The organism is Nocardioides sp. NPDC057772 (assembly GCF_042798075.1).
Taxonomy (GTDB): Bacteria; Actinomycetota; Actinomycetes; order Propionibacteriales; family Nocardioidaceae; genus Nocardioides.
In genome coordinates this window covers 44,166-70,775 of the sequence record NZ_JBHVKN010000005.1, presented here as the reverse complement: position 1 = coordinate 70,775, position 26,610 = coordinate 44,166, and the positions used below count along the sequence as shown (strand labels likewise).

The 26,610-nt window shown below is 69.9% G+C and carries 24 protein-coding genes and 1 tRNA gene; 15 read left to right on the top strand and 10 right to left on the bottom strand.

Features of this window, described 5'->3' with window-relative positions:
- The first annotated feature begins 53 nt into the window (after window positions 1–53).
- The 4 genes from ACFVJS_RS02195 (at window position 54) to ACFVJS_RS02180 (ending at window position 4,733) form a co-directional block, all read left to right on the top strand.
- Window positions 54–1,106 carry a PDZ domain-containing protein gene (locus tag ACFVJS_RS02195; protein WP_378877017.1) on the top strand — a complete coding sequence of 351 codons (1,053 nt, stop codon included), beginning with the start codon at window positions 54–56 and terminating at the stop codon, window positions 1,104–1,106.
- Window positions 1,103–1,711, top strand: coding sequence for a PPA1309 family protein (locus ACFVJS_RS02190; RefSeq protein WP_378877015.1), 609 nt, complete (start codon window positions 1,103–1,105; stop codon window positions 1,709–1,711). The genes ACFVJS_RS02195 and ACFVJS_RS02190 overlap by 4 nt, the downstream gene beginning before the upstream one ends.
- A complete protein-coding gene (locus ACFVJS_RS02185) occupies window positions 1,708–4,605 on the top strand; it encodes a UPF0182 family protein (protein WP_378877013.1) in 2,898 nt (965 codons plus the stop codon). The genes ACFVJS_RS02190 and ACFVJS_RS02185 overlap by 4 nt, the downstream gene beginning before the upstream one ends.
- A gap of 54 nt (window positions 4,606–4,659) precedes the next feature.
- A tRNA-Met gene (locus ACFVJS_RS02180) sits at window positions 4,660–4,733 on the top strand.
- A gap of 73 nt (window positions 4,734–4,806) precedes the next feature.
- On the opposite strand, the gene ACFVJS_RS02175 is transcribed toward ACFVJS_RS02180, so the two are convergent.
- From ACFVJS_RS02175 to ACFVJS_RS02165, 3 genes are all read right to left on the bottom strand, one after another.
- The gene (locus ACFVJS_RS02175; protein ID WP_378877011.1) at window positions 4,807–5,943 is read right to left on the bottom strand and encodes an alkaline phosphatase PhoX; all 1,137 of its coding nucleotides are present in this window, start codon (window positions 5,941–5,943) and stop codon (window positions 4,807–4,809) included.
- 334 nt (window positions 5,944–6,277) lie between these two features.
- Window positions 6,278–6,937 (bottom strand): hypothetical protein, encoded by a 660-nt coding sequence (locus ACFVJS_RS02170; RefSeq protein WP_378877009.1) that lies wholly within the window; start codon window positions 6,935–6,937, stop codon window positions 6,278–6,280.
- 91 nt (window positions 6,938–7,028) lie between these two features.
- Window positions 7,029–7,448, bottom strand: a complete 420-nt coding sequence (locus ACFVJS_RS02165) for a DUF6153 family protein (RefSeq protein ID WP_378877007.1) — start codon at window positions 7,446–7,448, stop codon at window positions 7,029–7,031.
- A 177-nt stretch (window positions 7,449–7,625) separates the two neighbouring features.
- On the opposite strand from ACFVJS_RS02165, the gene ACFVJS_RS02160 reads away from it, so the two are divergent.
- Window positions 7,626–8,279 (top strand): ATP-binding cassette domain-containing protein, encoded by a 654-nt coding sequence (locus ACFVJS_RS02160; RefSeq protein ID WP_378877005.1) that lies wholly within the window; start codon window positions 7,626–7,628, stop codon window positions 8,277–8,279.
- Entirely contained in the window at window positions 8,276–10,129 is a 1,854-nt protein-coding gene (locus ACFVJS_RS02155; RefSeq protein WP_378877003.1) for a YhgE/Pip family protein, read from the top strand. Before ACFVJS_RS02160 ends, ACFVJS_RS02155 begins: the two co-directional genes overlap by 4 nt.
- 16 nt (window positions 10,130–10,145) lie before the next feature.
- Here ACFVJS_RS02155 and ACFVJS_RS02150 read toward each other — a convergent pair whose 3' ends face one another.
- Together ACFVJS_RS02150 and ACFVJS_RS02145 are read right to left on the bottom strand one after the other, a co-directional pair.
- On the bottom strand, window positions 10,146–11,036 hold the full coding sequence (locus tag ACFVJS_RS02150; RefSeq protein WP_378877001.1) for an alpha/beta fold hydrolase: 891 nt from the start codon (window positions 11,034–11,036) through the stop codon (window positions 10,146–10,148).
- Window positions 11,033–11,521, bottom strand: coding sequence for a nuclear transport factor 2 family protein (locus ACFVJS_RS02145; RefSeq protein ID WP_378876999.1), 489 nt, complete (start codon window positions 11,519–11,521; stop codon window positions 11,033–11,035). Before ACFVJS_RS02145 ends, ACFVJS_RS02150 begins: the two co-directional genes overlap by 4 nt.
- A 96-nt stretch (window positions 11,522–11,617) precedes the next feature.
- On the opposite strand from ACFVJS_RS02145, the gene ACFVJS_RS02140 reads away from it, so the two are divergent.
- Together ACFVJS_RS02140 and ACFVJS_RS02135 are read left to right on the top strand one after the other, a co-directional pair.
- A complete protein-coding gene (locus ACFVJS_RS02140; RefSeq protein WP_378876997.1) occupies window positions 11,618–12,271 on the top strand; it encodes a TetR/AcrR family transcriptional regulator in 654 nt (217 codons plus the stop codon).
- Between the two features lie 37 nt (window positions 12,272–12,308).
- Window positions 12,309–13,079 (top strand): enoyl-CoA hydratase/isomerase family protein, encoded by a 771-nt coding sequence (locus tag ACFVJS_RS02135; protein ID WP_378876995.1) that lies wholly within the window; start codon window positions 12,309–12,311, stop codon window positions 13,077–13,079.
- Window positions 13,080–13,115: 36 nt separating this feature from the next.
- Here the strand turns inward: ACFVJS_RS02135 and ACFVJS_RS02130 are convergent, their stop codons facing one another.
- Complete coding sequence (locus ACFVJS_RS02130; RefSeq protein WP_378876993.1) at window positions 13,116–14,168, bottom strand: Lrp/AsnC family transcriptional regulator; 1,053 nt, start codon at window positions 14,166–14,168, stop codon at window positions 13,116–13,118.
- Window positions 14,169–14,302: 134 nt separating this feature from the next.
- On the opposite strand from ACFVJS_RS02130, the gene ACFVJS_RS02125 reads away from it, so the two are divergent.
- Window positions 14,303–15,481, top strand: a complete 1,179-nt coding sequence (locus ACFVJS_RS02125) for a dipeptidase (RefSeq protein WP_378876991.1) — start codon at window positions 14,303–14,305, stop codon at window positions 15,479–15,481.
- Between the two features lie 28 nt (window positions 15,482–15,509).
- On the opposite strand, the gene ACFVJS_RS02120 is transcribed toward ACFVJS_RS02125, so the two are convergent.
- Both ACFVJS_RS02120 and ACFVJS_RS02115 read right to left on the bottom strand, forming a co-directional pair.
- Window positions 15,510–16,406 carry a MerR family transcriptional regulator gene (locus ACFVJS_RS02120; protein ID WP_378876989.1) on the bottom strand — a complete coding sequence of 299 codons (897 nt, stop codon included), beginning with the start codon at window positions 16,404–16,406 and terminating at the stop codon, window positions 15,510–15,512.
- 8 nt (window positions 16,407–16,414) lie between these two features.
- Window positions 16,415–16,852, bottom strand: a complete 438-nt coding sequence (locus ACFVJS_RS02115; RefSeq protein WP_378876987.1) for an SRPBCC family protein — start codon at window positions 16,850–16,852, stop codon at window positions 16,415–16,417.
- A gap of 101 nt (window positions 16,853–16,953) precedes the next feature.
- Here ACFVJS_RS02115 and ACFVJS_RS02110 point away from each other — a divergent pair, with 101 nt between their 5' ends.
- The 6 genes from ACFVJS_RS02110 to ACFVJS_RS02085 are packed head-to-tail and all read left to right on the top strand — an operon-like array spanning window position 16,954 to window position 24,709.
- Entirely contained in the window at window positions 16,954–18,225 is a 1,272-nt protein-coding gene (locus ACFVJS_RS02110) for an NAD(P)/FAD-dependent oxidoreductase (protein WP_378876985.1), read from the top strand.
- Entirely contained in the window at window positions 18,222–18,977 is a 756-nt protein-coding gene (locus ACFVJS_RS02105) for a DUF1365 domain-containing protein (protein ID WP_378876983.1), read from the top strand. The genes ACFVJS_RS02110 and ACFVJS_RS02105 overlap by 4 nt, the downstream gene beginning before the upstream one ends.
- Complete coding sequence (locus ACFVJS_RS02100; RefSeq protein WP_378876980.1) at window positions 18,974–20,251, top strand: class I SAM-dependent methyltransferase; 1,278 nt, start codon at window positions 18,974–18,976, stop codon at window positions 20,249–20,251. The genes ACFVJS_RS02105 and ACFVJS_RS02100 overlap by 4 nt, the downstream gene beginning before the upstream one ends.
- Window positions 20,248–21,588: a cryptochrome/photolyase family protein gene (locus ACFVJS_RS02095; protein WP_378876978.1), complete on the top strand. Its 1,341-nt coding sequence runs from the start codon at window positions 20,248–20,250 to the stop codon at window positions 21,586–21,588. Before ACFVJS_RS02100 ends, ACFVJS_RS02095 begins: the two co-directional genes overlap by 4 nt.
- A complete protein-coding gene (locus ACFVJS_RS02090; RefSeq protein WP_378876976.1) occupies window positions 21,585–22,589 on the top strand; it encodes an SDR family NAD(P)-dependent oxidoreductase in 1,005 nt (334 codons plus the stop codon). Before ACFVJS_RS02095 ends, ACFVJS_RS02090 begins: the two co-directional genes overlap by 4 nt.
- 47 nt (window positions 22,590–22,636) lie before the next feature.
- Complete coding sequence (locus ACFVJS_RS02085; protein ID WP_378876974.1) at window positions 22,637–24,709, top strand: MMPL family transporter; 2,073 nt, start codon at window positions 22,637–22,639, stop codon at window positions 24,707–24,709.
- Here the strand turns inward: ACFVJS_RS02085 and ACFVJS_RS02080 are convergent.
- Both ACFVJS_RS02080 and ACFVJS_RS02075 read right to left on the bottom strand, forming a co-directional pair.
- Window positions 24,693–25,733: an isopenicillin N synthase family dioxygenase gene (locus ACFVJS_RS02080; protein WP_378876972.1), complete on the bottom strand. Its 1,041-nt coding sequence runs from the start codon at window positions 25,731–25,733 to the stop codon at window positions 24,693–24,695. The two genes, ACFVJS_RS02085 and ACFVJS_RS02080, sit on opposite strands and share 17 nt — an antisense overlap.
- Before the next feature lie 125 nt (window positions 25,734–25,858).
- Window positions 25,859–26,566: a dienelactone hydrolase family protein gene (locus ACFVJS_RS02075; protein ID WP_378876970.1), complete on the bottom strand. Its 708-nt coding sequence runs from the start codon at window positions 26,564–26,566 to the stop codon at window positions 25,859–25,861.
- Between the last annotated feature and the right edge of the window lie 44 nt (window positions 26,567–26,610).

Here is a 26,610-nt window from a genome sequence, read left to right as displayed (position 1 = left end):
TTGTCGAGACCCGCCCGCGTTCGCCTGTTTGTCCCGAATGAGAAGGTGACGCTATGACACAGCGCACCTTGGCAGGACTTGTCGCCCTGCCGCTCGTGGTCGCCCTGATCGTGATCGCCTGGGTGGTTCCGCTGCCGTTCACGATCTACAGCCCCGGCCCGACGGTCAACGTCCTGGGCGAGTTCGACGGCAAGGACATCGTCCAGGTCGAGGGCCATGAGGTCTACCGCAACGGCAAGAAGGCCCAGCTGCGGATGACCACGGTCTCCGAGACGACCCGTGAGGCGCGGCTCGGCCTGTGGACCCTGCTGGGTGCCTGGATGAGCGACACCGAGGCGGTCTACCCGCGCGAGGTCGCCTACCCCGAGCAGGGCACAGTCGAGGACGACCGCGAGGCCGGTCAGGTGCAGATGGCCAGCGCCCAGGACGCCGCGATCGCGGCCGCGCTGACCAAGCTCGGCGAAGACGTCGACGAGGTCTCCGTCGCCGAGGTGAGCAAGGACGCTCCGGCCGCGGGCAAGCTGAAGGCCGAGGACGTGGTCACCAAGGTCGGCGACAAGGCTGTCGACACCCCCGAGGAGGTCGTCACCGAGGTGCAGAAGGTGAAGCCGGGCTCCCCGATCGACCTGACCGTCGAGCGCAAGGGCAAGACGCTCACCCAGACCATCACGACCGGTGAGAAGGAAGGCAAGGCGTTCATCGGCGTCTCGCTGGGGGCGACCTACGACTTCCCCTACGACATCAAGATCACCCTCGACCCTGCCATCGGCGGACCGAGCGCCGGGCTGATGATGGCGCTCTCTGTCTACGACACCCTCACCGAGGGGCCACTGACCGACAACAAGAAGATCGCCGGCACCGGCACCATCGACGGCTCCGGCAACGTCGGACCGATCGGCGGCATCCAGCAGAAGATCCCGGGTGCGGCCAGGGACGGGGCCCAGCTCTTCCTGGTGCCGGCCGGCAACTGCCAAGACATCGAGGGCGCCGCGAACGGCGACATGCGCCTGACCCGAGTAGAGACCCTCGATGACGCCATCAAGGCCATCGAGACCTGGACCGAGGACCCGAATGCCAAGCTGCCGACCTGTGGGAGCACGAAGTGAACGACACCCCTGAGCCCACGCCCGGGCCCACGCCTGAGCTCAGCCGCGGCCTCGACCTGGAGACCGATCCGGCGCTGGCCGCCGCCGTCCTCGAGATCGAGGCCCACGTCGCGAGCGAGGGCTGGGACGGCCCGGCGAGGCTGTTCGCGCTCGTCGACACCGCCGCGCTGGTCAAGGCCGAGCCCGCGCTCGCGACGATGATGGGCCTGGACAACCCTGACCAAGAGGGGTCGCTGACCCCGATCGAGCAGGACCAGGTGCCCGTCACGACCCAGCTGGAGGAGGTCCTCCAGACGACAGCCTGGCCCGAGGGGGTCACCGGCTGCGCCGCGGTCGTCGAGCGTCTGGTGCTGCCGCCCGACGCCGACGGCAAGATTCCCGAGGACGCCGAGGCGGCCGCGGAGTTCGCCAAGGCACACCCCGACCGCCAGGAGGTACGCATCGTGGCCGGCGCGACACGTGCTGGTGCGACGTACTGTGCTCTGCGGTTGAAGGCGCACGACGACGACCAGTCGGTCATCGGCGGCGTGGATCTGGTCCCTGAGCTCCTCGAGCTGCTGCGTGTCACGCTCGAGGAGAACCCCGACAGCGAGGGCGACGAATGAGCTTGTTCGACGACGACGACCCGGCGCAGGCGCCGGCCCGCAACCAGAGCACCGGCCGCAACCGCTGGCTGGCGATCGCGGCCGTCTCGGTCATCGTGCTCTTCTTCGGCATCAGCGCCTTCGCGGCGATCTACACCGACGCGCTGTGGTACGACGCGATCGACTTCAGCAGCGTCTTCGGCACGGTCTTCTGGACGCGTACGGCACTCTTCGTCATCTTCGGTGTGCTGATGGCGATCATGATCGGGCTGCCGGCAGCGCTCGCCTACCGCACCCGTCCCTACTTCCACCCGACCGACGACATCGGCGGCCTGGACCGCTACCGCGACGCGATCGCCCCGATCCGCACCTGGCTGCTGATCGGGATCGCGGGGGTGTCCGGGATCTTCGCCGGCTTCTCCGGCGCGGGTCACTGGCGCACCTATCTGATGTGGCGCCACGGGCGCGACTTCGACCAGACCGACGAGTTCTTCAAGAAGGACATCGGCTTCTACATCTTCGACCTGCCGTGGTGGCACTACCTGGTCAACTTCGCGCTGACCGGACTGATCCTCGGCACCATCGGCGCGCTGATCGTGCACTACGTCTACGGCGGCATCCGGCTCACCGCGCAGCGTGACCGGTTCACCCGCTCGGCGCAGATCCAGCTCAGCGCGATGGTCGGGCTGATCCTGCTGGTCAAGGGGCTCGACTACTGGGTCGACCGCTACGACCTCGTCAACGGCTCCGGCCCGCGCCTGGACGGGATGACCTACACCGACGAGCACGCGGTGCTCCCGGCCAACCAGATCCTGCTGGCGATCGCGGTGATCTGCGGGATTCTGTTCCTGCTGAACGTGTGGCGGCGCAGCTGGCAGCTGCCCTCGATCGCGATCTCCCTGTTCGCGATCTCGGTGCTGCTGATCGGGATGATCTGGCCCGCGATCGTGCAGGGCTTCCAGGTCCGGCCGAGCGAGCAGGACAAGGAGAAGCCCTACCTGGCGGCCAACATCAAGGCGACCCAGGACGCCTACGGCATCTCCAAGGACAACCTCGAGGTGACCGAGTACACCTCGCAGGCCGAGGCCGACGGGGCCTCGCCCGAGCAGCTCGACGAGACCGCGTCCTCGCTGCCGATCGTCGACCCCGCGGTGGTCCACCGCGAGTTCGAGCAGGTCCAGCAGGGTCGCTCCTACTACTCGGTCCACGAGCCGCTCGACATCTCCACCTACGAGGTCGGCGGCAAGGAGCGGGCGGTCGTGCTCGGCGTACGCGAGCTCAACCAGGCCGGCATCTCCGACTCCGACCGCACCTGGACCAACCTGCACACGGTCTACACCCACTCCAACGGCGTGATCGCCTCCTACGCCAACATGCGCGGCGCCGACGACAAGTCCGAGTCGAACCAGATGCAGTGGGCCGAGGGTGACCGCACCGGTCAGCACGACCTGACCTCGGGCCAGGGCGAGTTCCAGGACAAGGTCTACTTCGGCGAGGACTCGCCGGAATACTCGATCGTCGGCAAGTCCGCCGACGGTGCCGCGGTCGAGCTCGACTACAACTCCGAGGACGGGGAGACCCGGACGACGTACGAAGGTGCCGGCGGTGTCCCGATCGGGAACAACTTCCGCCAGCTCATGTACGCCATCCAGTTCGGCTCCACGAACTTCCTGCTCTCCTCGCGGGTCAACGAGAACTCCGAGATCCTCTACGACCGCTCGCCGAAGGAGCGGGTGCAGAAGGTCGCGCCGTGGCTGACTCTCGACGACGACGTCTACCCGGTGATCGTGGGCGGGCGGATCCAGTGGGTCGTCGACGGCTACACCACCACCGACCGCTACCCGCAGGCCGCGCGTGACTCGTTCGCCGCGATGACCGACGACGCCACCCAGACCTCCGCCGGCGTGCAGACGCTGCCGACCGACGAGATCAACTACATGCGCAACGCGGTGAAGGCGACCGTGGACGCCTACGACGGCACGGTCACCCTCTACGAGTGGGACGAGGCGGACCCGATCCTGCAGACGTGGGAGGCGGCCTTCCCCGGCACCGTGATGCCGAAGTCGTCGATCCCGAAGGAGCTCATGGAGCACCTTCGCTACCCCGAGGACCTCTACAAGGTGCAGCGCTACCAGCTGGCGCGCTACCACGTCTCCGACCCGGACGTCTTCTTCTCCGGCAACGAGCGCTGGGCCGTCCCCGAGGACCCGAACGACGACAACCACCAGCAGACGCCCTACCGGATGTTCCTCTCCGACAGCGAGGGCACCCCGCGCTGGTCGTTGACCTCGACCTTCGTGCCCTACAACCGCCCCAACCTGGCGGCGATGATGTCGGTGGACTCCGACGCCACCTCGGACGACTACGGGAAGATCCGGATCACCACCGGCTTCCCCGACGACACCCAGGGCCCGGGCATGGTCTCCAACGAGTTCCGTACGGACAAGGCGATCGCCGACGAGGTCGCCTCGTTCAACCGCTCCGGCTCGGCGCCGGTGTGGGGCCAGGTCATCACCTACCCGACGGCGAAGAACGGCATCCTGTACGTCGAGCCGATCTACGCGCGTCGAGCGACCGCCTCCACGTCCGGCTACGCCCAGCTCGCCTTCGTGCTGGTCTCCTACGACGGACGGGTCGGCTACGGCTCGACGCTCGGCGAGGCCCTCGAGGTCGCGCTCACCGGCGCCGAACCGACACCTCCGTCCACCTCGGATCCCGAGGAGGAGCCGGTAGAGACCCCGCCCTCCTCCGGTGACTCCCCGGGCGAGGTCGGCCAGCTCCTCGAGGACGCGCGCGCCCTCTTCGCCCAGGCCGACGAGGCCGGCAAGTCCGGCGACTACGCCGAGCGTGAGCGGCTCATCGCCGAGGCGCAGGACAAGGTCGACCAGGCCGCCGATTTGATCTCGGGGGGCTGAGGATACCTCCGATTAGGGATTCGTTTCCCCTCGCGTGTAATGTTCTTCTTGCGACGCGGGGTGGAGCAGCTCGGTAGCTCGCTGGGCTCATAACCCAGAGGTCGCAGGTTCAAATCCTGTCCCCGCTACTCCGAGACGAAGGCCCGGACCGAGAGGTCCGGGCCTTCGCGATTTCTCAGCTGCAACAGGTGCTTCTGCTGGCTACGAGCGGAACGGGCCGCTGATCTCGTAGGTGATGCCGCCGCTGGAGGAGCCGGTCGTGCCTCGCTGCGAGGAGAAGTACATGCGGTTGCCGGCGGGGTTGAACGCCACGCCGCACAGCTCGGACGAGCTCTGCCCGGTGACCCGGAGGAACGGGGCCACGACGTCGTCAGGGGTGATGATGCAGATCTCCATGTTGCCGCCGTCCTCGGCGACGTACAGGTCTCCGGCCGCAGCACCGGTGAGGTTGTCGACGCCGGTGAGCGGCGGGTTGCTGGTCAGGTTGTCGTCGTAGACGACGTCGAGGGTGTTGGCGGCGGCGTTGTAGGCCCACACCTTGTTGTCGCCCTTGGTGGTGAAGTAGCAGATGTCGTTGCGGTAGTAGGCGCCCTCACCGCCGTTGAACAGCTTCATGTTCGACACCTGGTCGCGGGTCGGCGTGGGCGAGCCGTCGGGGTCGGGGACGTCGACCCAGGTCAGATTGGTGGTGAGCACCTGTAGCTTCCCGGCGGACAGGTCGCCCCAGGTGGTCGGGACGAAGCGGTAGAAGCCGCCGTCGCTCTTGTCCTCGGTCTGGTAGACGACCTTGCGCACCGGGTCGCAGGCCGCGGCCTCATGGGTGAACCGGCCCATCGCGGCGCGGCGTACGGCAGGCTTGACGCCCCACGGGTCGGTCTCCCAGCTGTAGCCGGTGTCGTGCTCCTCGCAGGAGATCCAGGTGTTCCACGGCGTCGGTCCGCCCGCGCAGTTCCGGGTGGTGTTGCCGAGGATGCGGTAGGCGCTGGTGATGTTGGCGTTGCTGTCGAACTTGATGGCGCTCACGCCGCCGGCGCCGCTGCTCATCTCCGAGTTGGAGACGTAGATCCAGCCGGTTCCGTCGGCGAAGCAGACGCCGCCGTCGGGGGCGCTGTGCCAGGTGTATCCGGTGTTGGCGACCGTCCTCGTCGAGCGGGCGATCACCCGGCTGGTGAATCCCTGGGGCAGCATGATGCCGTTGGCGTCGGCGGCCTGGAGAGCGCCATAGGGGCTCGGTCCGGTCTTGGCGGGGTAGGCGATGGCGGGACGGGTGACGCTGAACCCGAAGGCGACGGTTCCAGCGCCGACAACGGCGGCACGGAGGAAGTTGCGACGATCCATGATGGAGCCCTTCTGGAGTCTCGACAGATGGAAATGTGCGCGACATAGGCTAGGGATCAGCGCCTCCGTCGAGGCGTCTTCGGAACGAACAGTGACCGACGTGCTGGCGCCGGTCGATCTCTGCAGGTTCGAGGCAGGGCGGGAGACGCGTGCGGACGTGCTGGTGGAGACGTCCTCTACCCGGGACCCGGATGATGGAGGCGGCACCCGCTGCAGGACTGGGTAACCCGTCCGGCGACGACGAAGGACCTCGCCGAACTCGAGAAGATCCTCGATGCCTGACGGCGCAGGGGCCCGTTCTTATGATGATTCGGGCGGACCCCTGCGCCCACGGTCAGTGGTTGTGCGGGGAGTGGCCGTCGTCCGCCGGGTCGACGGGTGCCTCAGACGGCCTCTCCTGATCGACGATCGGGTCGGTCGGCTCCGCCGGGGCCTCGCTCGGGCTGTGATCGTGGCTGTGGCCGTCGGAGACGATGGAGCCGGCCAAGGCAGTCATCCCCAGCCAGGCGAGGGCTGCGACGAGAACGACGGCCGCGGCGAATGGGCTGATCAGATGACGCCATCGCCCCTTGGAGTCCTTGGCGACGAACGCGGCGTACGACATGAGCAGTCCGATCGGCGTCATCAAGGCGCTGCGCTCGGGGAACTGCTCGAAGTGCTGGATGCCGCCACCGACGAGACCGACGCCGAAGGAGAGCAACAGCGAGAAGGTCACGAGCGGCAGTGCCTGGCTGAGTGCGGGGCGCTCGTCGGCGAGGAAGAACTCGTTGACGATCGTGCCGAGGAGGAACACGAACGCGCCCACCACGCAGATGGTCGTGTACAGCGATGGGTTGACCGGGTAGTGGACGACGGCGCCGGCAATCAGGGCCGCTCCCATGAAGTAGAGCATCTGGCCGCTGTATCGCGCAGGCAGGGACTGCTTGTCGAACGCCCGACGGTGCGCCTTCGAGGGTGTGTCCCGTTGAATGTCGGGATCGATAACGGTGGTCATGGTCTGAATGGGTCCTTTCGGTTCTGGGATGTGAGAGCAGGCGGCATCACGCCGACACCGGGCCCGGAGCGGCGAGACGCTGGCCGGTCGCTCAGCAGCGCAGAATCGAAAGCCGGTGGAGGCAGGGAGGGGCAGTCGCCCGGTCCGGCGTGAACGCTGGCGACTCAGCCCACCGGGGAACGACACAGAGAACGCCACGTGGGATGCCACGTCGCAGCGCGAGGGCGATCAGCGCCGCCAAGAGGCACAACAGTGCCAGACACAGATCAGCGGCCCCGCCACCGTGATCAGGCGAGGGTGTGGGGCGATCCGGCTTTGGAGCCTTGGTGTCGAACCCGTGATCCGCGCGGGCATGGTCGTGTGCTGCCGTATCCATCCCCAGCATGGTGGGAGCATGCTCGCTGTGGGCTCGCTCGTGCGAGGTGAGCCCGTGCATCGCGAAGATCGCGAAGACGACCCCGAAAAGGGTCGCGAGCAGCAGCGCGCTGCGTGGCCCTCTGATCGAGATCATGGTCCGGCACCATAGGACGACAAGGTGGCGAATGGCCCAACCGCGGGGGTCCTGCTCCGAGAAATGCGACGAGTATCACATGTGCGCCGCGTAGATGGCCGGCACGGCAGCGGCTGGATACGTCCGGATCGTTGTGTCTGACCGTGATCGGAAGCATTTGGTGCCAGGGTTTCGGTCATGAGCGAAGACGCGGTCGAAGAGGAGACCACGACGCTGCGGGCCCTGGGCATACGTGTTCGCCAGGGGGCCCGGGATCTGCTGCCGACCACGTCGTTGACGCTGAGCGGGGGAGAGGTGGCGGTGGCGGTCGGTCCGCCCGGAGGCGGGCACACGTCGCTGGCGCTCGCGCTGGCCGGGCGGCTCCGGCTCGACGCGGGCAGGGTCGATCTCGACGGGGATGCGACGCCTCGCTCCCTGCAGGCCGCGGTGGCGCTCGTCGACGTGCCAGGGGTCTCCGAGCCGGACGAGATGGTGCCGTTCCGTACGATCCTCGGCGAGGAGCTCGCGATGGCGAAGCACAGGCCGAGCGCTGCGGCGATCGACCGCTGGCTGGGTGAGTACGACCTCGCGACCGACATCACCACGGAGGCCGTCCCGCCGGGGCCGCGCCTGGAGATCCTCGGGCGGATGGCGTCGCTGCGTCCCGGCACCCGCTTCCTCGTGCTCACCTACCCCGAGCGGCTCGGTCTGCCCGTCGAGGACTGGCTGGACGTGGCGTACGACCTCGCCGGGGCCGGGCAGCGACCCGGCGTCCTGGTCACCGCCAGCCGCGCCGCGGTGATCCCGACCGGAGTTCCTACGTTCACCATCGGCCCGACGGAGGAAGCATGAACTCGCTGCGTATCGCCCTGACCGAGCTTCGCCGGATCACGGCCGGCCGGCTGGCGAAGCTCGTCATCGTGGCGCTCGTGATCGTGCCCACGCTCTACGCCGGGCTCTACCTGTACGCCAACCACGATCCGTACGCTCACTTCGACGAGCTCCCGGCGGCGCTCATCGTCGAGGACACCGGTGCCACCACGACAGACGGCACCGAGATCGACGCTGGACGCGATGTCGCCGACAAGCTCCTGAAGTCGGGCGACTTCGACTGGTCGGAGACCTCGACAGCCGAGGCGGAGAAGGACATCCGCGAGGGTGACTACTACTTCGCGCTGCGGATCCCGGAGGGATTCTCCCGGACGCTGACCGGTGCGGAGCGGCTCGATCCGAAGCAGGCGCAGATCCAGGTCATCACCAACGACGCCAACTCCTATCTGTCCACCACGATCGCGACCAACGTGACCGACAAGGTGCGCGACGCCATCGCCAGCGAGGTCTCGGAGCAGGCCGCGGCCAACTTCCTGCTCGGCATCTCCGACCTCCGCTCGGGACTGGTGAAAGCCGCCGACGGTGCCGCGAAGCTGGAGAAGGGCGCGGTCGCGGTCCGCGACGGCGCCGGGAAGCTGGCCAGCGGAGCGGGCGACCTCGAGGCCGGCCTGAACACCATCGAGAGCAAGGTCGCCGACCTGCCCGACAAGACCCGCGAGCTCGCCACGGGAGCACGGAAGGTCGCCGACGCCAACGGCGAGATCGCCGCCACCGGGCAGCGGGCCGCGACCGCGGTCGATGACGCGGTGGCCGCCTACGAGGCGAACCGGGCAGACCTCGACGCCCGTCTGGAGGCGCAGGGGCTGGACGAGCAGCAGCGCGCCGAGGTGCTGGCGATCTACGACCGCGGATCGGCCCCGCTCGATCGCGTCGACCAGCGCGTCGGGGACGTCTCCGGGAAGCTGAACGAGCTCGCGACCGGGGCCGACCAGGTCGCCGACGGCAACGAGCAGCTGGCCTCGGCGATGCCGGATCTGGTCGCCGGGATCTCCCAGGCGGCAGGCGGTGCCGGCGAGCTTCGTGCCGGGGCGGCGAAGCTCGGTGAGGGTGCCGGGAAGCTCGCGACAGGCGCCGGTGACCTGAAGAAGGGCCTGCAGAGCGGCGTCGCGCAGGCACCGGCCACCGACGAAGAGCTCCGTGACCAGATCGCCTCGACGATCGCGGACCCGGTCGCGATCGACTCCGTCTCCGAGGCCAAGGCGTCCTCCTACGGCGCCGGGCTGGCACCGTTCTTCCTCGCCCTGGGTGCGTGGATCGGCGGGTACGTCCTCTTCCTGCTCGTCCGGCCGATCTCGACCCGTGCGCTGGCCGCCAACCAGACTCCGTTGCGGATCGCTCTCGGCGGCTGGCTCACCCCGGCGCTCATCGGCGCCGCCCAGATGGTCGTCGTGCTCGTGGTCGTCGGTCTCGCCGTCGACATCACCCCGGTGAACTGGCTGGGTACGTTGGGCTTCCTGCTGCTCACCTCCGCGACCTTCATCGCGATCGTGCACATGCTCAACGCGCTCCTCGGGGCGCCGGGCCAGTTCCTCGGTCTGGTTCTGATGGTCGTCCAGCTCGTCACCGCCGGCGGCACGTTCCCCTGGCAGACGATCCCCGAGCCGTTGCACCCGCTCCATCACGTACTGCCGATGAGCTATGCCGTCGACGGGCTGCGGCAGCTGATGTACGGCGGGCTGTCCGGCCGGGTCGTCTCGGACGTCCTCGTCCTGGCCGCCTTCCTCGTCGGCGCCTTGCTGCTGACCGCCTACGGCGCCCGCCGGCAGCGGGTCTGGACGCCTAAACGGGTGAGGCCCGAGATCGTGCTGTGAGCCGATCCGGCGGCGGTCAGGCGCCGGACGAGAACCACCCGTCGAGCGCTGCGGCCATCAGCTCGGGCTGGTCCTCGGCGGTATAGGTGTAGCTGCCGGGGACAGTCGTCAGCTCGGCTCCCAGACGTTCGGCGTACGCGACGGCGTGCTGCAGCGGGAAGACGCGGTCGCTCTCGGCCCACAGCAGGTGGACGGGCAGGGTGTCGCGTCGGGCCAGCTGGTCGGCGGCGCGGCGGACGTGGGCGGCGCTCACGGTGCTGATCGCGGCGCGGCCGTCGCGACGGATGTCGCGGTCGGTGATCACCGGGCCGACGTACGTCCTCATGACCGCGTGCTCGATGGGGCTCTTCGCGAGCCAGCCGTAGGTGTTGGGCCAGCGCCAGGTCCGCGGCAGACGCAGCGGCTGGTAGAGCGCTCGGTGGGTGATGCGGTGCGCGGCGGCGCGCTTGAGCAGGCCGAATCCGCCGGGGTTCGGTGGCCACGAGCACTGCGGCGTCTCGCAGCTGTTGAGCACGAGACGTACGAACCGGTCCGGGTGGTGCGCGGCGGCGACCTGGGCGTAGGCGCCGCCGGAGTCGTTGCCGACCAGGGTGACGTCGTCCAGGCCGGTACGTTCGACGAACTCGGCGATGAGGTCGCCCATGCCCCGCGGGGACAGGTCGGCGCCCGGGGCGAGTGCCGTGCGGTGGGAGCCCAGCGGCCAGTCGGGGGTGATGCATCGGTAGCGGTCGCCCAACAGGGGCACGAGCTTGCGCCAGATGTTGGCGTTGACGAGGTAGCCGTGGACGAAGAGCAGGGTGGGTCCGGAGCCGTGGGCGTGGTAGTCGAGGGTGCCCACCGACAGGTCGACACGCTCAGGCGACCCCAGTCGCGGGTCGCGCCAGAAGACGTCGGCCGGGGCCGTCATCGGTGACGTCCGGGGGAGAGGCGGTCGAGCAGCCGTCGGCGGCCGGGGCAGGGCCAGAGGCCGGACCACCACCACGCCCACCAGGTGCGTGGGCGGCTCGCCAGCGCGCCGGCGACGGGGGCGGAGTCGAAGAACGACTCGCGGCGGATCAGGCTCCCGTCGGGGCGCAGCCGCAGCAGGTCGACCGCGTCCCAGGAGAGGGACCGGCCGCCGACGGTCGCTCGGAACCTCAGCTGGATGAAGAGGCGGTCCTCGCGGCCGCTCCAGTCGAGCACCTCGGCGCTCAGGTCCGGCATCACCCGGAGGGCCCGGCTGATCTCGCCGGCCCAGAACCGTGCGCCGACGCCGTTCTCGAGCATCGGCTGCACCATCTCGCTTCGCTCGTCGATGAAGTCGTCCCACGCCGACGGCCCTGCGGCTGCCCAGCCGGCGCGAAAGCTGTCGACCGTGCGGCGGTGGACGGAGCCCCAGTCGGTGGCGTCCATCAGCGCACTGTTGTAACGGTTGCAAGAAATGTCATGAGGTCACGGTAGCCTTGCCGCGAAACTGTTGCAACGATCACAAGAAGTCGGGGGAGTGCCGTGGATCCTCGCGCGCGCCGCACCGTCGAGGCGCTGCTCACCGCCGCCGAGCAGCTGTTCGCGCGGCGATCGGTCGACGACGTCACCCTCGACGAGATCGCGGCCGCCGCCGGGGTTGCCGTCGGGTCGGTCTACAACCACTTCGGCTCCAAGTCGGGGCTGCACGCCGCGGTGGTGCAGCGCGCCGTCGAGGCGGATCGCCGTTTCATGGATCAGGCCTACACCCGGGACGGGTCGCCGGTGGACCGGCTCTATGCCGCGGCCGACGCATACCTCGACTTCTACGCCGCCAACCCCGAGTACTTCCGCACCCTGGCCTTCCCGAGCGGATCGACGGCCTACCCCGCCGGGCGCGAGCTCGCCGACCGGCTCGCGACCTCGGTGCGGGAGCAGAACGAGCGCATGGTGGCCGAGCTGCGACGCGGTGTCGCCGACGGCTCCTTCCGGGCGATCGACCCCGACGACGTCGCCACGGTCCTGTGGGCCGCCTGGAACGGCATCATCAGTCTCGGTTGGCGCAACGACGCGCTCGGGAGAGACCTCGGCGGGCTCAGGCAGCTCCTGCGGGTCGCGACCGATGTCGTCGCCCATGGACTGCTCGCGGGCGGGCCCGGGGGCGGCGGTTCCGACACGGCGTCCTCTACGTTGGCCTGACGCGTCAGTTGGCGCTCCTGCCTGAAGGGATGAGGACATGAACGTGAACGAGTCCGGTGTCGACCTGAGCATCGACGGTGCTGTGGCGACCGTGCTGCTGGATCGTCCTGACGTACGCAACGCCCAGCATCCGGCGATGTGGGCGGCGATCGCGTCGTTCCTCGAGTCGCTCCCGGACGAGGTCCGGGTCGTGGTGGTGCGTGGTGCCGGCGGCACCTTCTCCGCGGGGCTGGATCTGTCGCTGGTCGACCCGGGCCAGACCGACGTGGAGGGCAGCCTGGTCTCGACGCTGGCGCGCAGCGACCAGGAGGTCATCGACCTGATCGGTGAATACCAGCGGCCGTTCGTGGCCCTCGCCGACCCGAGATTCATCTCGATCGCCGTCGTCGACGGGTACGCGATCGGCGCGGGCTTCCAGATGGCGCTGGCGTGCGACCTTCGGATCATGGCCGAGGACGCCTGGGTCTGCATGAAGGAGCCCGCGCTGGGGCTGGTCCCCGACCTGGCCGGCACCAAGCCGCTGGTCGAGGCCGTGGGCTACGCGCGAGCGCTCGAGATCTGTGCCACCGCGCGCAAGGTCGGCGCCGCCGAGGCCGAGCGGATCGGGCTCGCGCAGAGCGTGGTGCCGGCGGTCGAGCTGGACTCCACGCTCGCCGGCCTGGTCGCGTCGCTGGTCGCCCATGATGCGACCGCGGTGCGGCGTACGCACGAGCTGCTGGCGGCCGCGCCGGGCCGGAGCCTCGACGAGCAGCGTCTCGCCGAGCGCACCGCGCAGGTGGGCCGGCTCCGCGCGGTGCTCGGTCGCTGACCCCGGTCCTGACCTGTGAGCCGCTCGAGTCGCCGGTCAGCCGGCCTCGGGCGCACGGACGTCGTCGGAGCCGGGTGAGTAGGGGACCAGTGTGCCGGTGGAGCGGCCGAGCTCGTCGAGCCTCCAGCCGAGACGCTTGATCTGACGCAGGACGATCGCGGACTCGACCACCTCGAGCGGTGCGAGGTCGCGCTCGAGGTGCTCGTGGAGGAGCATCGCGCTCTCGACCGAGCGCGTCCAGGTGCTGATGAGCAGGTTGGTCGGACCGGGGAGGCCGACGACCTGGCGTACGCCCGGGGTGGTCCGGAGCCGGTCGACACAGTCGGTGACGCTGCTGAAGGGCACCTGACACCAGGTCTGCACGACGATCGGCAGCGGGGTCAGCCCCTGGGCGACCTCGCAGCGGAAGGTGAGGGCGTCGGAGGCGAGCAGCTGGCCGAGCTGGCGGCGGGTGGTCGACAACGGCCGGCCGGTCTGCCGGGCGATGTCGGCGGCGCTGCTGCGGCCGTTCCGGATGAGTGCCTGGGTGAGGGCGGCGTACGGCTCGGCCCAGGGGTTGATCGGGGTGGACGGGGTGCTGCCCGCGTCACCGTGGTCGGGGATGCGCGCGACGGCCCGGGCGCGCTCCTGGTCGAGCCCGCCCACCCGCCAGCTGCTCGCGTCGACGTGCAGGCGGGCGACGTGGTGGGCGCGGACGCCCAGCACGCCCGGCAGCGCGGACAGGTCGTCGAGGAGCAGCTTGGGCATGTCGCCGGGACCGAGCCCGACCGCCGTCACGATCAGGCCGTAGTCGCGGGCGGCCTCCTCGATGGTGATGATCATCGGCCACTCCGCCAGCTCCTGGGCCAGCGAGCGTGCGCGCCCGCCGGTGCAGGAGATCTCGGCAATGGCGAGACCGGCTCCGTAGCGGCCCCGGGCCCGTGGGTGACCGATGACCCAGGCGCTGCCGTCGCCGCGCAGTCTCTCCCAGCGCCGGCTCAGGGTCGACGGTGAGGTGCCGAGAGCCGCGGCGAGGTCCGTCCAGGAGGCGCGCGGTCTGATCTGGAGGGCGTGGATGAGCGAAAAATCGTCCTCATCCAGTGTCGCCATGGTCACATCCTGTCCGATCGGCCCGCCGGACGGGCGATTCGGGCCAATTCGCCGGCCGCAGGCGTACGTCTCGCGATACTCGTCGCGCCCGTGCGCTCGGTCGTTCCGAGCCTGCCCCGAGAGGACCCCGACACATGACCCGCCGCTGGACGAAGCGACTGCTTCTGGCCGTACTCACCCTTCTTCTCGTCGGCGGCGCCGGCTTCTTCGCGCTGGCGCCCGGGATCGTGGAGAACGCCCAGAACAAGATCCGTCCGGCCAGCCTGCCGGAGGTCACCCCCGAGACGCGGCGACTCCACGAATCCCTGCAGGTCATCGACATGCACAGCGACACCCTGCTGTGGGATCGCGACGTCCTGGAGCACTCGGACCGGGGCCACATGGATCTTCATCGGCTGGAGGACGGCAACGTCGCGCTGCAGGTGTTCTCCTCGGTGTCGAAGTCGCCCAAGGGGCAGAACTACGACAGCAACACCGGTGACAGCGACAACATCACGCTGCTGACCTTCGCCCAGCTGCAGCCGCCCCGCACCTGGACCTCGCTGCTGGACCGCTCGCTCTTCCACGCCCAGAAGCTCGACAAGGCGGCGGCCGACTCCGACGGCAGGCTGCGCCTGATCCGCAACCGAGCCGACCTGGACGCGCTCGTCGCCGACCGTGAGGCGGGGAAGCAGGTCACCGGCGCGCTCTTCTCGGTCGAGGGCCTCCAGAACCTCGAGGGCGATTTCGCCAACCTGGACACGCTCTACGACGCCGGCATGCGGATGGCCGGGTTCACCCATTTCTTCGACAACGAGGTGGCCGGCTCCATGCACGGCGTCGAGAAGGGTGGTCTCACCGATCTGGGGCGCCAGGTGTTCGCCGAGATGGAGCGTCGCGGCATCATCGTCGACATCGCCCACGCCAGCCACACCGCGGTCGCCGAGATGCTCGACATGGCGACCAAGCCGGTGGTGCTCAGCCACGGCGGCGTCCAGGCCACCTGCGACGTCAACCGCAACCTGACCGACGAGGAGGTACGCGGGGTCGCCGCGACCGGTGGCGTCGTCGGTGTCGGCTACTGGGACGCCGCGGTGTGCGACCTGACCGTCGACGCCGTCGTCGACGCCATCGACCATGTCGTGGAGGTGGGCGGCATCGAGACGGCGGCCCTCGGCAGCGATTACGACGGTTCCACCACCGTCGGCTGGGACGTCGGCGACCTCGCCGCCATCACCCAGGAGCTCGTCGACCGGGGCTACGACGAGACCGAGGTAACCGCGATCATGGGCGGCAACACGCTGCGCGTGCTCCGGGCCACCCTGCCCGAGTAGTCGGTCCGGGAGGCCGCGCGCGGGCCGGTCAGCGTCGGGTGATCATGGCCGCCAGCGTCTTCGCGCCGGCAGCGATGTTGTGGCCCAGGCGGACGGCGGGTTCGGGAGCATGATTCTGCTGCGCTCCGCCGACGGCCACGACGAGATCGGAGCGGTGGTCGTGCAGCGCGGTGATCACTGAGGCAGTGGTGGTGATGTCGGCGGTGGTGGGGATGGCCAGCACCACCGCGGCGAGCGTTGGATCGCCGACGACGACCAGCCAGTCGTCGATCGGGAGATCGGCACCCAGGTAGTCGGTGCTCAAGCCGTGTCGCCGGGCGGCGACGGCGAAGGCGAGAAGGCCGATCTCGTGGCGGGTTCCGGGTGCCATCCCCAGGGCGACGCGGGGCCCGTGACCATGGGAGGCCGCGGCCTCGTAGGCGACGGCGAGGCGGCGCATCACCGCGTTCGAGGCCAGGTGCTCGCCGGCGACGCTGACCGTGCCGTCGGCCCAGGCGTCGCCGAGCTCCTCCAGCGCGGGAAAGACGTGGTCGGTCATCACCGTCTCGAAGCTTCCCAGGCCGAACACCTCGTCCAGCGTCGCCGCCAGGTCGGTGGTGTCGCGCGTCGCTGCGGCGGTGGTCATCCTCCCCGCGAGATCGCGGGAGGGGCGGATCGGGCTCCCGCTGTCTCCGGCGCCCGCGGCCGTGTCGTCGGCGGGTTGCGCACGGTCGAGCCGGATCGCCTCGGCGGCGGCCAGGCCGACCGACCAGCCCTGGTCGACCAGCTGCTTCATCGAACGCAGCACGGCGACCTCGTGCTCGCCGTAGAGCCGGTAGCCGCTCTCGGACCGAGGCGGCGCGATGACGCCGTATCGCCGCTCCCAGGCACGAAGTGTCGCGGTGGTGATGCCGACCCGCTCCGCTGCGTGCTTGATGGTGTACATCTGCTCGACTACCGGCCCAGTCGGTCCAGGGTCGCGCGCAGCTGGTCGGACGCCTTGTCGCCCAGACGGGTGAAGGCGGGGGTCAGCAGTGGGGCCACCATCCTGGCCATGCCTTTCAGCTCGAACTCGGCCACGTAGCGTACGGATGTTCCGCCCGTGGCTGTCGGTACGAAGGTCATCGTGTCATGGGCGGTGACCGTCTTGTTCTCGCCGCGTAGCGCGACCTTGGTGTCGGGCTCGTAGGCCTCTACCACATAGGTGAGGTCGGTGTTGCGTCCGAGGAATCGAGAGGTGTTCGCGTACGCCGTTCCGACCCCGCCGTCGCCGGAGATGCGTTCGGTGCGCACCGTGCCCGGATCCCACTGCTCGGTGGTGGTGAAGTCGGCCAGGAAGGCGAACACCTCGGAGGTCGGTGCGGCGGTCTCCACGGTTCGGTCGATTCTCATCATTGCGCCCTTTCAAACCTTTGACATACCTTGAACGAAGATTGTACATTCCATCCTCGGAAGTAGCCAGTGACAGTGCTGTCGCCTGACGAGGAGTACCCATGAGTCGAACGGCCCGGACGCAGCGGCCGAGCGTGGCCGTGATCGGGGGCGGGGTCTCCGGCCTGACCGCGGCTCATCTCCTCGGCCGCACGCACGACGTCACCCTCTTCGAGGCAGAGCGGCGGCTCGGGGGGCACGCGCACACGCACGACGTCTCGTCCGCCTCGGGAGCGCGCCTCCGCGTGGACAGCGGCTTCATCGTGATGAACGAGCGCACCTATCCGAACCTGCTCCGCCTGTTCGCGGAGCTCGGCGTCGAGACCCGGCCGACCGAGATGAGCATGAGCATCGTCTGCGACGACTGCGGCCTGTCCTACGCCGGCGGCAAGGGCCTGAACGGCATCCTGGCCGACCCGGGTCGCCTCCGCGACCCACGCTTCGTCCGGATGCTGGCGCAGGTGCCTCGCTTCCACCGTCGTGCCCGCCGCCTGCTCGAGTCCGGGGGCGACCTGACCTGGGGCCAGTTCCTCGCCGAGGGCGGCTTCAGCGACTACTTCGTCCAGCACTTCGCCGTCCCGCTGGTCTCATGCGTCTGGTCGTGCGGCGACGAGGACGCGGCGGCCTACCCGGCGAGGCACCTGTTCGCCTTCCTCGACCACCACGGGATGCTCCAGATCACCGGGTCACCCACCTGGCGCACGGTCGTGGGTGGCTCGCGCACCTACGTGGACAGGATCGCCGAACGGCTGGGCGACGTCCGCGCCGGTGAGCCGGTCGCCACCGTGGAGCGGCACGCCGATGGTGTCGAGGTACGCACCGGGGCCGGGTCCTCGCGCTTCGACCGCGTGGTCGTGGCGACCCATGCGGACCAGGCCCTGAGGCTGCTGGTCGACGCCACCCCGGAGGAGAAGACGGACCTGGCGGCCATCAGATACTCGCGCAACGAGACCTGGTTGCACCGTGACGCCAGCCTGCTGCCGGAGTCGCCACGCGCCCGGGCATCGTGGAACTACCGCCTCGCCTCGTGCGGCGGTGGCGCCGACAAGGTGGTCGTCAGCTACTGGATGAACCGGCTCCAGGGCCTCGAGGACCGCGATGAGCACGTGGTCACGCTCAACGCGACCGAGCATGTCGACCCGGCCACGGTCACCGCGCGGATGACCTACGAACACCCGGTCTTCACCACCGAGGCCGTCGCGGCGGCCGCGCGGCTGCGTACGGGCGGCGGGCCTCGGCTGGCCTTCGCTGGCGCCCACCTCGGTTGGGGCTTCCACGAGGACGGTTGTCGCTCCGGCGTCGAGGCGGCCGAGTCGTTCGGGGTGAGGTGGTGATCGCATCACCGGTCTTTCCCGAGGTGCCGTCGCTGGTCGTCGGTCATGTCAGCCACACCCGAGAGGTGCCGGTGCGGCACGCTTTCCGCCACCGCAGCTACCACTGGCTCATCGACGTCGACGATCCACCTCTGCTCCCGCTCTGGCTGCGCCCGTTGGCCGGGTTCCGGGTCGAGGACCATCTCGACGGAGGCTCGTCGGGCCATGGCGTACGTGGCGATCTCGGTGTGTTCCTCGCCCGCCGCGGCGTCGACCTCGCGCCGACCGATCGGGTGCTGATGCTGACGAACGCCCGCGTTCTCGGGCATGTCTTCAACCCCCTCACGGTCTTCTGGGTGCAGTCGGACGACGGTGTGCTGCGCGCGGTCGTCTTCGAGGTGCACAACACCTACGGCGAGCGTCACGCCTACCTGCTCGACGTCGATCGACACGGACGAGCCCGCACCGGCAAGGCCTTCTACGTCTCGCCGTTCAACGACATGGCCGGGACCTATGACATCCGGCTGCAGGTCGACCCGGGACAGGTCTCGGTGACCGTCGGCCTCGACCGCGACGGCGCTCGTGTGCTGACGGCGACCACCCGCGGGACACCGGAGGCCGCGACTCGCCGTGCTCTGCTGCGGGTCAGCCTCACCCATCTGCTGATGCCCCATCGGGTCAGCGCCCTCATCCGGTTCCACGGGATCCGGCTGTGGCTGCGCAGACTGCCCGTCTTCCCTCGTCCGGCCCCTCCGAAGGAGTCCACAACATGACCGCAGAGCCAGTGAGGCTCGGGCTGCCGGCGCACAGGGCGCCGACTGCCACCAAGAGCCTGCGAGCAGGCATCGCCAAGCAGATCCTGCGGCTGGCGACCCGGCAGGTCCCGGTCGACGTCGTGCTCCCGGACGGGAGCCTGCTCAACCGTCGTGCGGGCGCGCCCACCGCGGGACGGCCGGGCAGGCCGGGCATCGTGCTGCGGCGTCCGGAGTCGGTCTACAGCCGGCTCGCGGCGAACCCGAAGATCGGCCTCGGCGAGGCCTACACGGCAGGGGACTGGCACGCCGCGGACGGCACCGATCTCGCCGACGCGCTGACTCCTTACGCCGAACGCCTCTCCGGGCTGCTCCCGGGCTGGATGCTGCGGCTGCGCCGCCTGGTCGACCAGCCCATTCCCGCCGACCAGCGGGGCGCCGTCGAGGACTCCCAGGAGAACATCTCCGCCCACTACGACCTGGGGAACGACATGTTCGCCGCGTTCCTCGACCCCAGCCTCAGCTACAGCTCTGCCCTGTTCGACCGCACCCGTCCGCTCGCCGAGCAGGACCTGGAGGAGGCCCAGCTGCGCAAGGTCGGCGCCGCCCTCGACCTGGCAGGCGTCGGTGCCGGTGACGACCTCCTGGAGATCGGCACGGGGTGGGGGACGCTCGCGATCGAGGCGGCCCGTCGCGGCGCCCGGGTCACCACCGTCACGCTGTCTGTCGAGCAGGCGGCGCTGGCCAGGGAGCGGATCGAGGAGGCCGGTCTCAGCGACCGGGTCGAGGTGCTGGTGCAGGACTACCGGCACGTCGTCGGCACCTTCGACGCCGTGGTCAGCGTGGAGATGATCGAGGCGGTCGGTGAGCGCTACTGGCCGGACTACTTCGCCGCCCTGTCGCGTCTGGTGCGTCCCGGCGGAGCCGTCGCCCTCCAGGCGATCGTGATGCCGCACCAGCGCTATCTGGCGACGCGTCACTCCTACGGATGGGTCCAGAAGCACATCTTCCCGGGTGGGTTGATCCCGTCCGAGACGGTCATCTCCGAGCAGGCCGCCCAGGCCGGGCTGAGGGTTACCCGCACCGACAGGTTCGGAGCCGACTACGCCGAGACCCTGCGCCGCTGGCGCTCCGCCTTCCTGGCTTCGTGGCCGACGATCCGGTCGGACACCTTCGACGAGGGGTTCCGGCGCACCTGGGAGTACTACCTTGCCTACTGCGAGGCGGGTTTCCGGGCCGGGGTCATCGACGTCGCCCAGATCCGCCTCGAACCCGACGAACGGCACCATCCATGACGACCTCACTGATGTGGTTCCGACGGGACCTGCGGCTGGGAGACCATCCTGCCCTGCAGGCCGCGGCTGCCGATGGGCGCGTGGTTCCGCTGTTCGTGCTCGACCCGCGCCTGGCCGGCTCGGGGCAGCGGTGGGAGCGGCTGCTGGCCTCCCTCGCCGCGCTGCGAGAGGAGACGGGCGGGGCACTGGTCATCCGTCAAGGGGACCCGGTCGAGGTGGTGCCTGGGGTCGCGGCCGAGGCCGGGGCGAGCCGGGTGCACGTCTCGACCGAGACGACCCCCTACGGCAGACGCCGCGACGCGGCCGTCGAGCAGCGCCTGGCAGCCGACGGCATCGAGATGGTCGGCACCGGCAGCCCCTACGCCGTGACCCCGGGCAGAGTCCGGAACACGTCCGGAGCGCCCTACCGTGTCTTCACCCCCTTCCTGCGGGCTTGGCGTGAGCACGGCTGGAGAGCACCTGCCGGAGATCCCCAGGTCGAGTGGACGGCCGAGGTCGGATCGGACCCGCTGCCGGACCACCCCGACCAGGAGGCCGGCGAGCGTGCTGCCCTGCACCGATGGGAGGACTTCTGTGCCGAGGACCTGGCCGGCTATGCCGAGGCTCGGGACCGGCCCGACCTCGATCGGACCAGCCGGATCTCGACGGCGCTGAAGTTCGGCGAGATCCACCCACGTACGCTGCTGGCCGATCTGGGCGCGCTCGCGCACGGTGCCTCCGGCGAGGATGTCGAGCGATACGTGGCGGAGCTGGCGTGGCGCGAGTTCTACGCCGATGTGCTCTGGCACGATCCCGGGTCTGCCTGGCGCGACCTGCGTGACGACCTGCGCGGCATGCGCTACGACGAGGATCCGGCGCTGCTGGAGGCATGGAAGTCGGGCACCACCGGCTACCCGTTCGTCGACGCCGGCATGCGTCAGCTGCTCGCGGAGGGCTGGATGCACAACCGGGTGCGGATGGTCGTCGCGAGCTTCCTGGCCAAGGATCTGCACATGTGGTGGCCCGTCGGGGCTCGGCACTTCCTCGACCACCTCCGCGACGGCGACCTGGCCTCCAACAGCCACGGCTGGCAGTGGGTCGCCGGCACCGGGACCGACGCCGCCCCGTACTTCAGGGTCTTCAACCCGGTCACCCAAGGTCGCCGGTTCGACCCGCAGGGCGACTACGTCCGTCGCTGGGTCCCCGAGCTTCGGCACCTCCCCGGCGCGGCGGCCCACGAGCCCTGGCGCCACTCCGATGGAATGGCCAACGGCTACCCGGAACGCGTCGTCGACCATGCCGAGGAGCGTCGCGAGGCGCTCGCCCGGCTGGCAGAGGTGAAGGAGGTACGCACGTGAGCCACGCATCGCCGGCGCCTGACCGCGGCATCGACCGTGTGCTCGACCGCACGGTCGTGCTGGGCTACTCCCGCCTCGGCTACGCGGTCCGTCGCCGCCGCTGGTCCGCGGGTGACCCGCGCCCCGGGGCGCTGGAAGGCCGGACCGCCCTGGTCACCGGTGGCGGCAGCGGTCTCGGCGAGGCCACCGTCCTGGGTCTCGCCCGACTCGGCGCCCGCGTCCACGTCCTCGTGCGCTCGCCCGAACGCGCCGCACACGCGGTCGCCCGGATCGAGCAGCAGCTGCGCGACGAGGGGAGGGTCGCCGAGCTCCGGGTGGAGCGCTGCGACGTCTCCGACCCGGAGGCGATCGACGCCTTCGCCGACGGCTTCTGCGCGCGTGAGGACGGGCGGGCCGAGCTCGACGTGCTCGTGCACAACGCCGGAGTGATGCCGCCCGACCGGACCGAGTCGGTCGACGGTCATGAGCTGTCCGTCGCCACCCACGTGCTCGGGCCGATCCGGCTGACCGAGCGCCTGCTCCCGGCCCTGCGCCGGTCAGAGCGCGGCGCCAGGGTGGTCTTCGTCGCCTCCGGTGGGATGTACACCCAGCCGCTTCCGGTGGGCGACCCCGAGTTCGAGCACGGCACCTACCGAGGTGCCGTGGCGTACGCGCGGTCCAAGCGCATGCAGGTCGAGCTGGCCCCGGTCCTCGACCGGCGGTGGTCCCCGGAGCGGATCTCCACCTCGGTCATGCATCCCGGCTGGGCGGACACGCCGGGCCTGGCCCGCTCGCTCCCCGCCTTCCGTGCCTCGACCCGACTGCTGCTGCGCACACCGGAGGCGGGCGCGGACACCGCGGTCTGGCTCGCCGCCACGGATCCCGTTCCGCCGTCGGGCGCCTTCTGGCACGATCGCCGGATGCGGCCCACGAGCTATCGGGCGGCGACGCATCCCGATCCCGGCGAGACCGAGGAACTGTGGCGGTGGGCGGCAGCGGCCGCCGGCCTGGACAGGCCATAGCTCCTACCTCCCCGACGATCCTTCATCTCTACCGGAAAGGTCCGACCATGCGGTCCGCGACAGCACGTCTCGCGCAGCTCACCACGAGGAAGGCCACGGCATGGGTCGTCCTGGCGATCACGGTCGTCCTGACGGGCGTGGTGATGGCCGTGGGGTCCTCGTTTGGATCCACCAGCTCGGCCCCCGACCCGCTGCCGGCGGATGCCGAGTCGGCCCGCGTCGCTGAGCTCCAGCAGCGCTTTCCGGGAGGAGACGTGCTGCCCGCCGTTGCAGTGGTGGAGCGCGCCGGCGGGCTGACCGCGGAGGACCGGGCCTGGGTCGCCCAGGCGTCGCAGCGCTGGGCCGAGATCACCGGGAACAAGGTCTCGCCGCCGATCCCGGCGACGGACGGCGACGCGCTGATCGTCGCCATCGACGTCGACGCCGAGGTGACCGGACTCGATCTCACCGAGCTCGTCGGCGACCTGCGAGACACGGTCGACGAGGACCGGCCCGACGGCCTCGTGGTCGAGCTCACCGGTGGTGCCGCCTTCGCCGCCGACATCTCCTCGGCGTTCGAGGGGGCGGATCTGCGGCTGCTTCTCGTCACGGCCGGTGTCGTCGCGCTGCTGCTGATCCTGACCTACCGATCGCCGGTGCTGTGGCTCGTGCCGCTGATCGTGGTCGCGGTGGCCGACCGCACCGCATCGGTGGTCACCCAGATCGTCGCGGACTGGACGGGTAGCGGGCTCGACGGCTCGACGTCGGGGATCACCAGCGTGCTCGTCTTCGGTGCCGGCACCAACTACGCGCTCCTGCTGGTCTCGCGCTACCGCGAGGAGCTCCGGCGGCATGCGCACCACCGTGACGCCCTCGCAGCGGCGGTACGCGGCTCCGCCGAGGCGATCGTGGCGAGCAACCTCACGGTCGTGCTCGCGCTGCTGGCGCTGGTGTTCAGCGTCGCTCCCAGCACCCGCTCGCTCGGAGTCTCGGCCGCCATCGGTCTGCTGGTGGCCCTGGCCTTCGCGCTCTTCGCCCTGCCCGCAGCGCTGTCGTTGTTCGGCCGTGGCCTGTTCTGGCCGTTCGTACCCCGCGACGGCGAGGACGAGAAGTCCCGCGACGGTGTCTGGTTCCGGATCGCCCGTGCCGTGGTGAGCCGCCCGGCAGCGGTGCTGGCCGTGGCCGCGCTGATCCTGGGCGTACTCGCCTCCGGGCTCCTCGGCGTCAAGGTCGGGCTCTCCCAGACCGACCAGTTCCGTGTCGACGCCGAGTCCGTCGACGGTCTGGACACCCTCTCGAAGCACTTCCCGCCGGGTGCCTCAGATCCGGTGACGATCGTGGTCGGAGCCGACGAGACCGACGCCGTTCTCGCGCAGGTCAACCAGATGGACGGCGTCGACAGCGCACGCCCGTCGGGCGAGAGCGGCGACCTGGTGAAGATCACCGCGACGCTGGACGACGCACCGGCGACCCCGGAGAGCATCGAGACGATCGAGACGATGCGCAGCGAGCTGGCCGGGACCGGCGCTCTCGTCGGTGGCAGCGTGGCCAAGGACCTGGACAGCCGGAACGGTGCCGAGCGTGATCTGAGGATCGTCGTGCCGATGATCCTGCTGGTGGTGCTGCTGGTGCTCTTCGCGGTGCTGCGGTCGATCGTGACGCCGCTGGTGCTCGTCAGCATCAGCGTGATCGCCACCCTCGCCGCCCTCGGACTGGGCGCCTGGATGAGCACTCATGTCTTCGGGTTCCCTGCCCTCGACGTCAGCACACCGATCTACGCCTTCCTCTTCCTGGTGGCGCTCGGTGTCGACTACACGGTGTTCCTCGTCCTGCGTGCACGGGAGGAGACCGCCGAGCACGACACCGTCGACGCCATGGTGATGGCGGTCGGGCTGACCGGTGGTGTGATCACCAGCGCCGGCATCGTGCTGGCCTCGGTGTTCGCGGTGCTGGGTGTGCTGCCCCTGATCACGCTGACCCAGGTGGGCCTCATCGTGGGCCTGGGCATCCTGCTGGACACCTTCCTCGTTCGCACCGTGGTCGTGCCGGCGGTCTTCGCGCTGGTCGGCGACAGGATCTGGTGGCCCGCCCCGATCGCCCGCCGGCACGCCGAGGATCCGGTGGTCAGCGACCCGCGGTGAGCACGCGAGCCGCCTCCCGGCCGGCGGCGGCGTTGAGGACGCCGGCGCGCGAGCCCGCGAGCTTGGCGGCGATGTGCTCGTCGACGGTGACGTCGCGGTAGAGGCGGGGGTGCTCGTCGTCGACGAACCCGGGCAGCGGACCGATCATCGCCTCGGCGTCGCCGTCGAAGAAGTACGCAGCCGACCGGCGTCGCCGGATGGTGCCGCCGACGATCGGCGGCTTGACCCGGTGCAGGGTCGAGAGCCACTGCTCGTTGGTGAGTCTGGTCGTGAGGTCACCGAGGTTGATCAGCAGCGCCCCGTCGGCCGGGCTGACGTCGTGCCACTCGCCGTCGTGGAGGACCTGGAGGCCCTTGACCCGGTCGGCCCACAGGATCGTGACGATCCCGTAGTCGGTGTGCTCGCCCATCCCGATCATGTCCTCGTCGACCTCGACGCGGGTGCCCTCGGGCAGGGCATAGTTGTTCATCCGCAGGACCTCGATCGGATGGGCCGCGAGGCGCGAGATCGCGCCGCGATCCAGGTCGAGCGCGTCCTCGAAGATGGTGACCATGGTCCGCACGACCCGGGCGGCCTCGGCGCGCCAGGCGTCGATGCGTACCTGGAAGTCCGGGACCTCCGGCCAGGTGTTCTCCGCGTAGTGCGCCTCGACGAGGTCGGCACCGGGGTGGTCGGAGACCGACGAGCCGACGTTGAAGGCCTCGAAGAAGTCCTTCATCCGGGTCTCGGACTGCACCCCGGCGCTGAGCGCGAGCGTCTCCGACTTGGGCGGGGTGTAGCCACGGTTCTCGGCGGCAGGGCGGCGCCACCGGGACTTCTCCTCCAGCGACAGCGCGAAGAAGTCGTCCATCGCCGAGGCGAGCCCTTCGGCCAGAGACGGCGCGACGCCGTGGCCGAGGATCTGGATGAAGCCGACCTCACGGCAGGCGGTGTCGATCGCGGCCGCGACGGCTGCCTTCTCCTCGGGCGTTCCGCCCTGGACGTACGCAGCGATGTCGACGACAGGGACGTGGAAAGTGCTCACGGGTGCTCTCCTAGCAAGGCGCAGACGGTTTTGGTCGTGCCCGGAGGTGTCCGCTTTCCCGGCCTGGAGGCCTCGCTGTCCGTTGAACTCGGGCCTCACCACCCTAGAGCGCCGACGTTTCGGCGCTATTTCGGGCCGAGGTGCTCGTCGAAGAAGGCGAAGATGCGGCGCCAGGCGTCCTCCGCCTCGGGCTCGGAGTAGTTGTAGCCCACCACCCGTTCCAGGGCGGGAACGGGGCGGGGGAAGCCCCACTCGTTCATGAAGCTGTGGCCGACGTCCGGGTACTCCTTGAGGTCGCGGGGCACGTCGCCCGCGGCCAGTGCCGCCTCCACCTTGCGCGCGGCACCGGGTAGCAGGCGATCCTTGGCGCCGAAGCTCGCCACCATCGGACACGAGGAGCTCAGCGCGGACATATCCCTCGGCAGCACCCCGTAGTTGGGTGCCGCCGCGTCGAAGATGCCCCGGGGAGCCAGCAGGAGCGTGAAGCCGCCGCCCATGCAGAAGCCGACGATGCCGACCTTGCCGGTGCAGCGTGGGTCGGCGGCGAGGTGGTCGCGAGCGGCGATCAGGTCGTCGACCGCGGTGCCCTTGCCGGTCACCAGCGACTTCATCGTGCTGACGACGCATCCGACCTTCGGGCCGCGGTGGTAGAGCGACGGCGTCAGCGCCAGGTAGCCGTTGGCAGCGATCCGGTCGCCGATCCGCTGGACGTCCGAGGTCACACCCATCAGGTCCTGCACGACGACGACGCCGGGCCAGGGGCCGTCACCTTCGGGCACCGACAGGTAGCCACGCGTCGGCCCGGCGGGCGCCACATAGTCGATCATCGACATCTCATCACCTCGGGCGCTCATCCTTGCAGGTCGAGCGCCCGAGG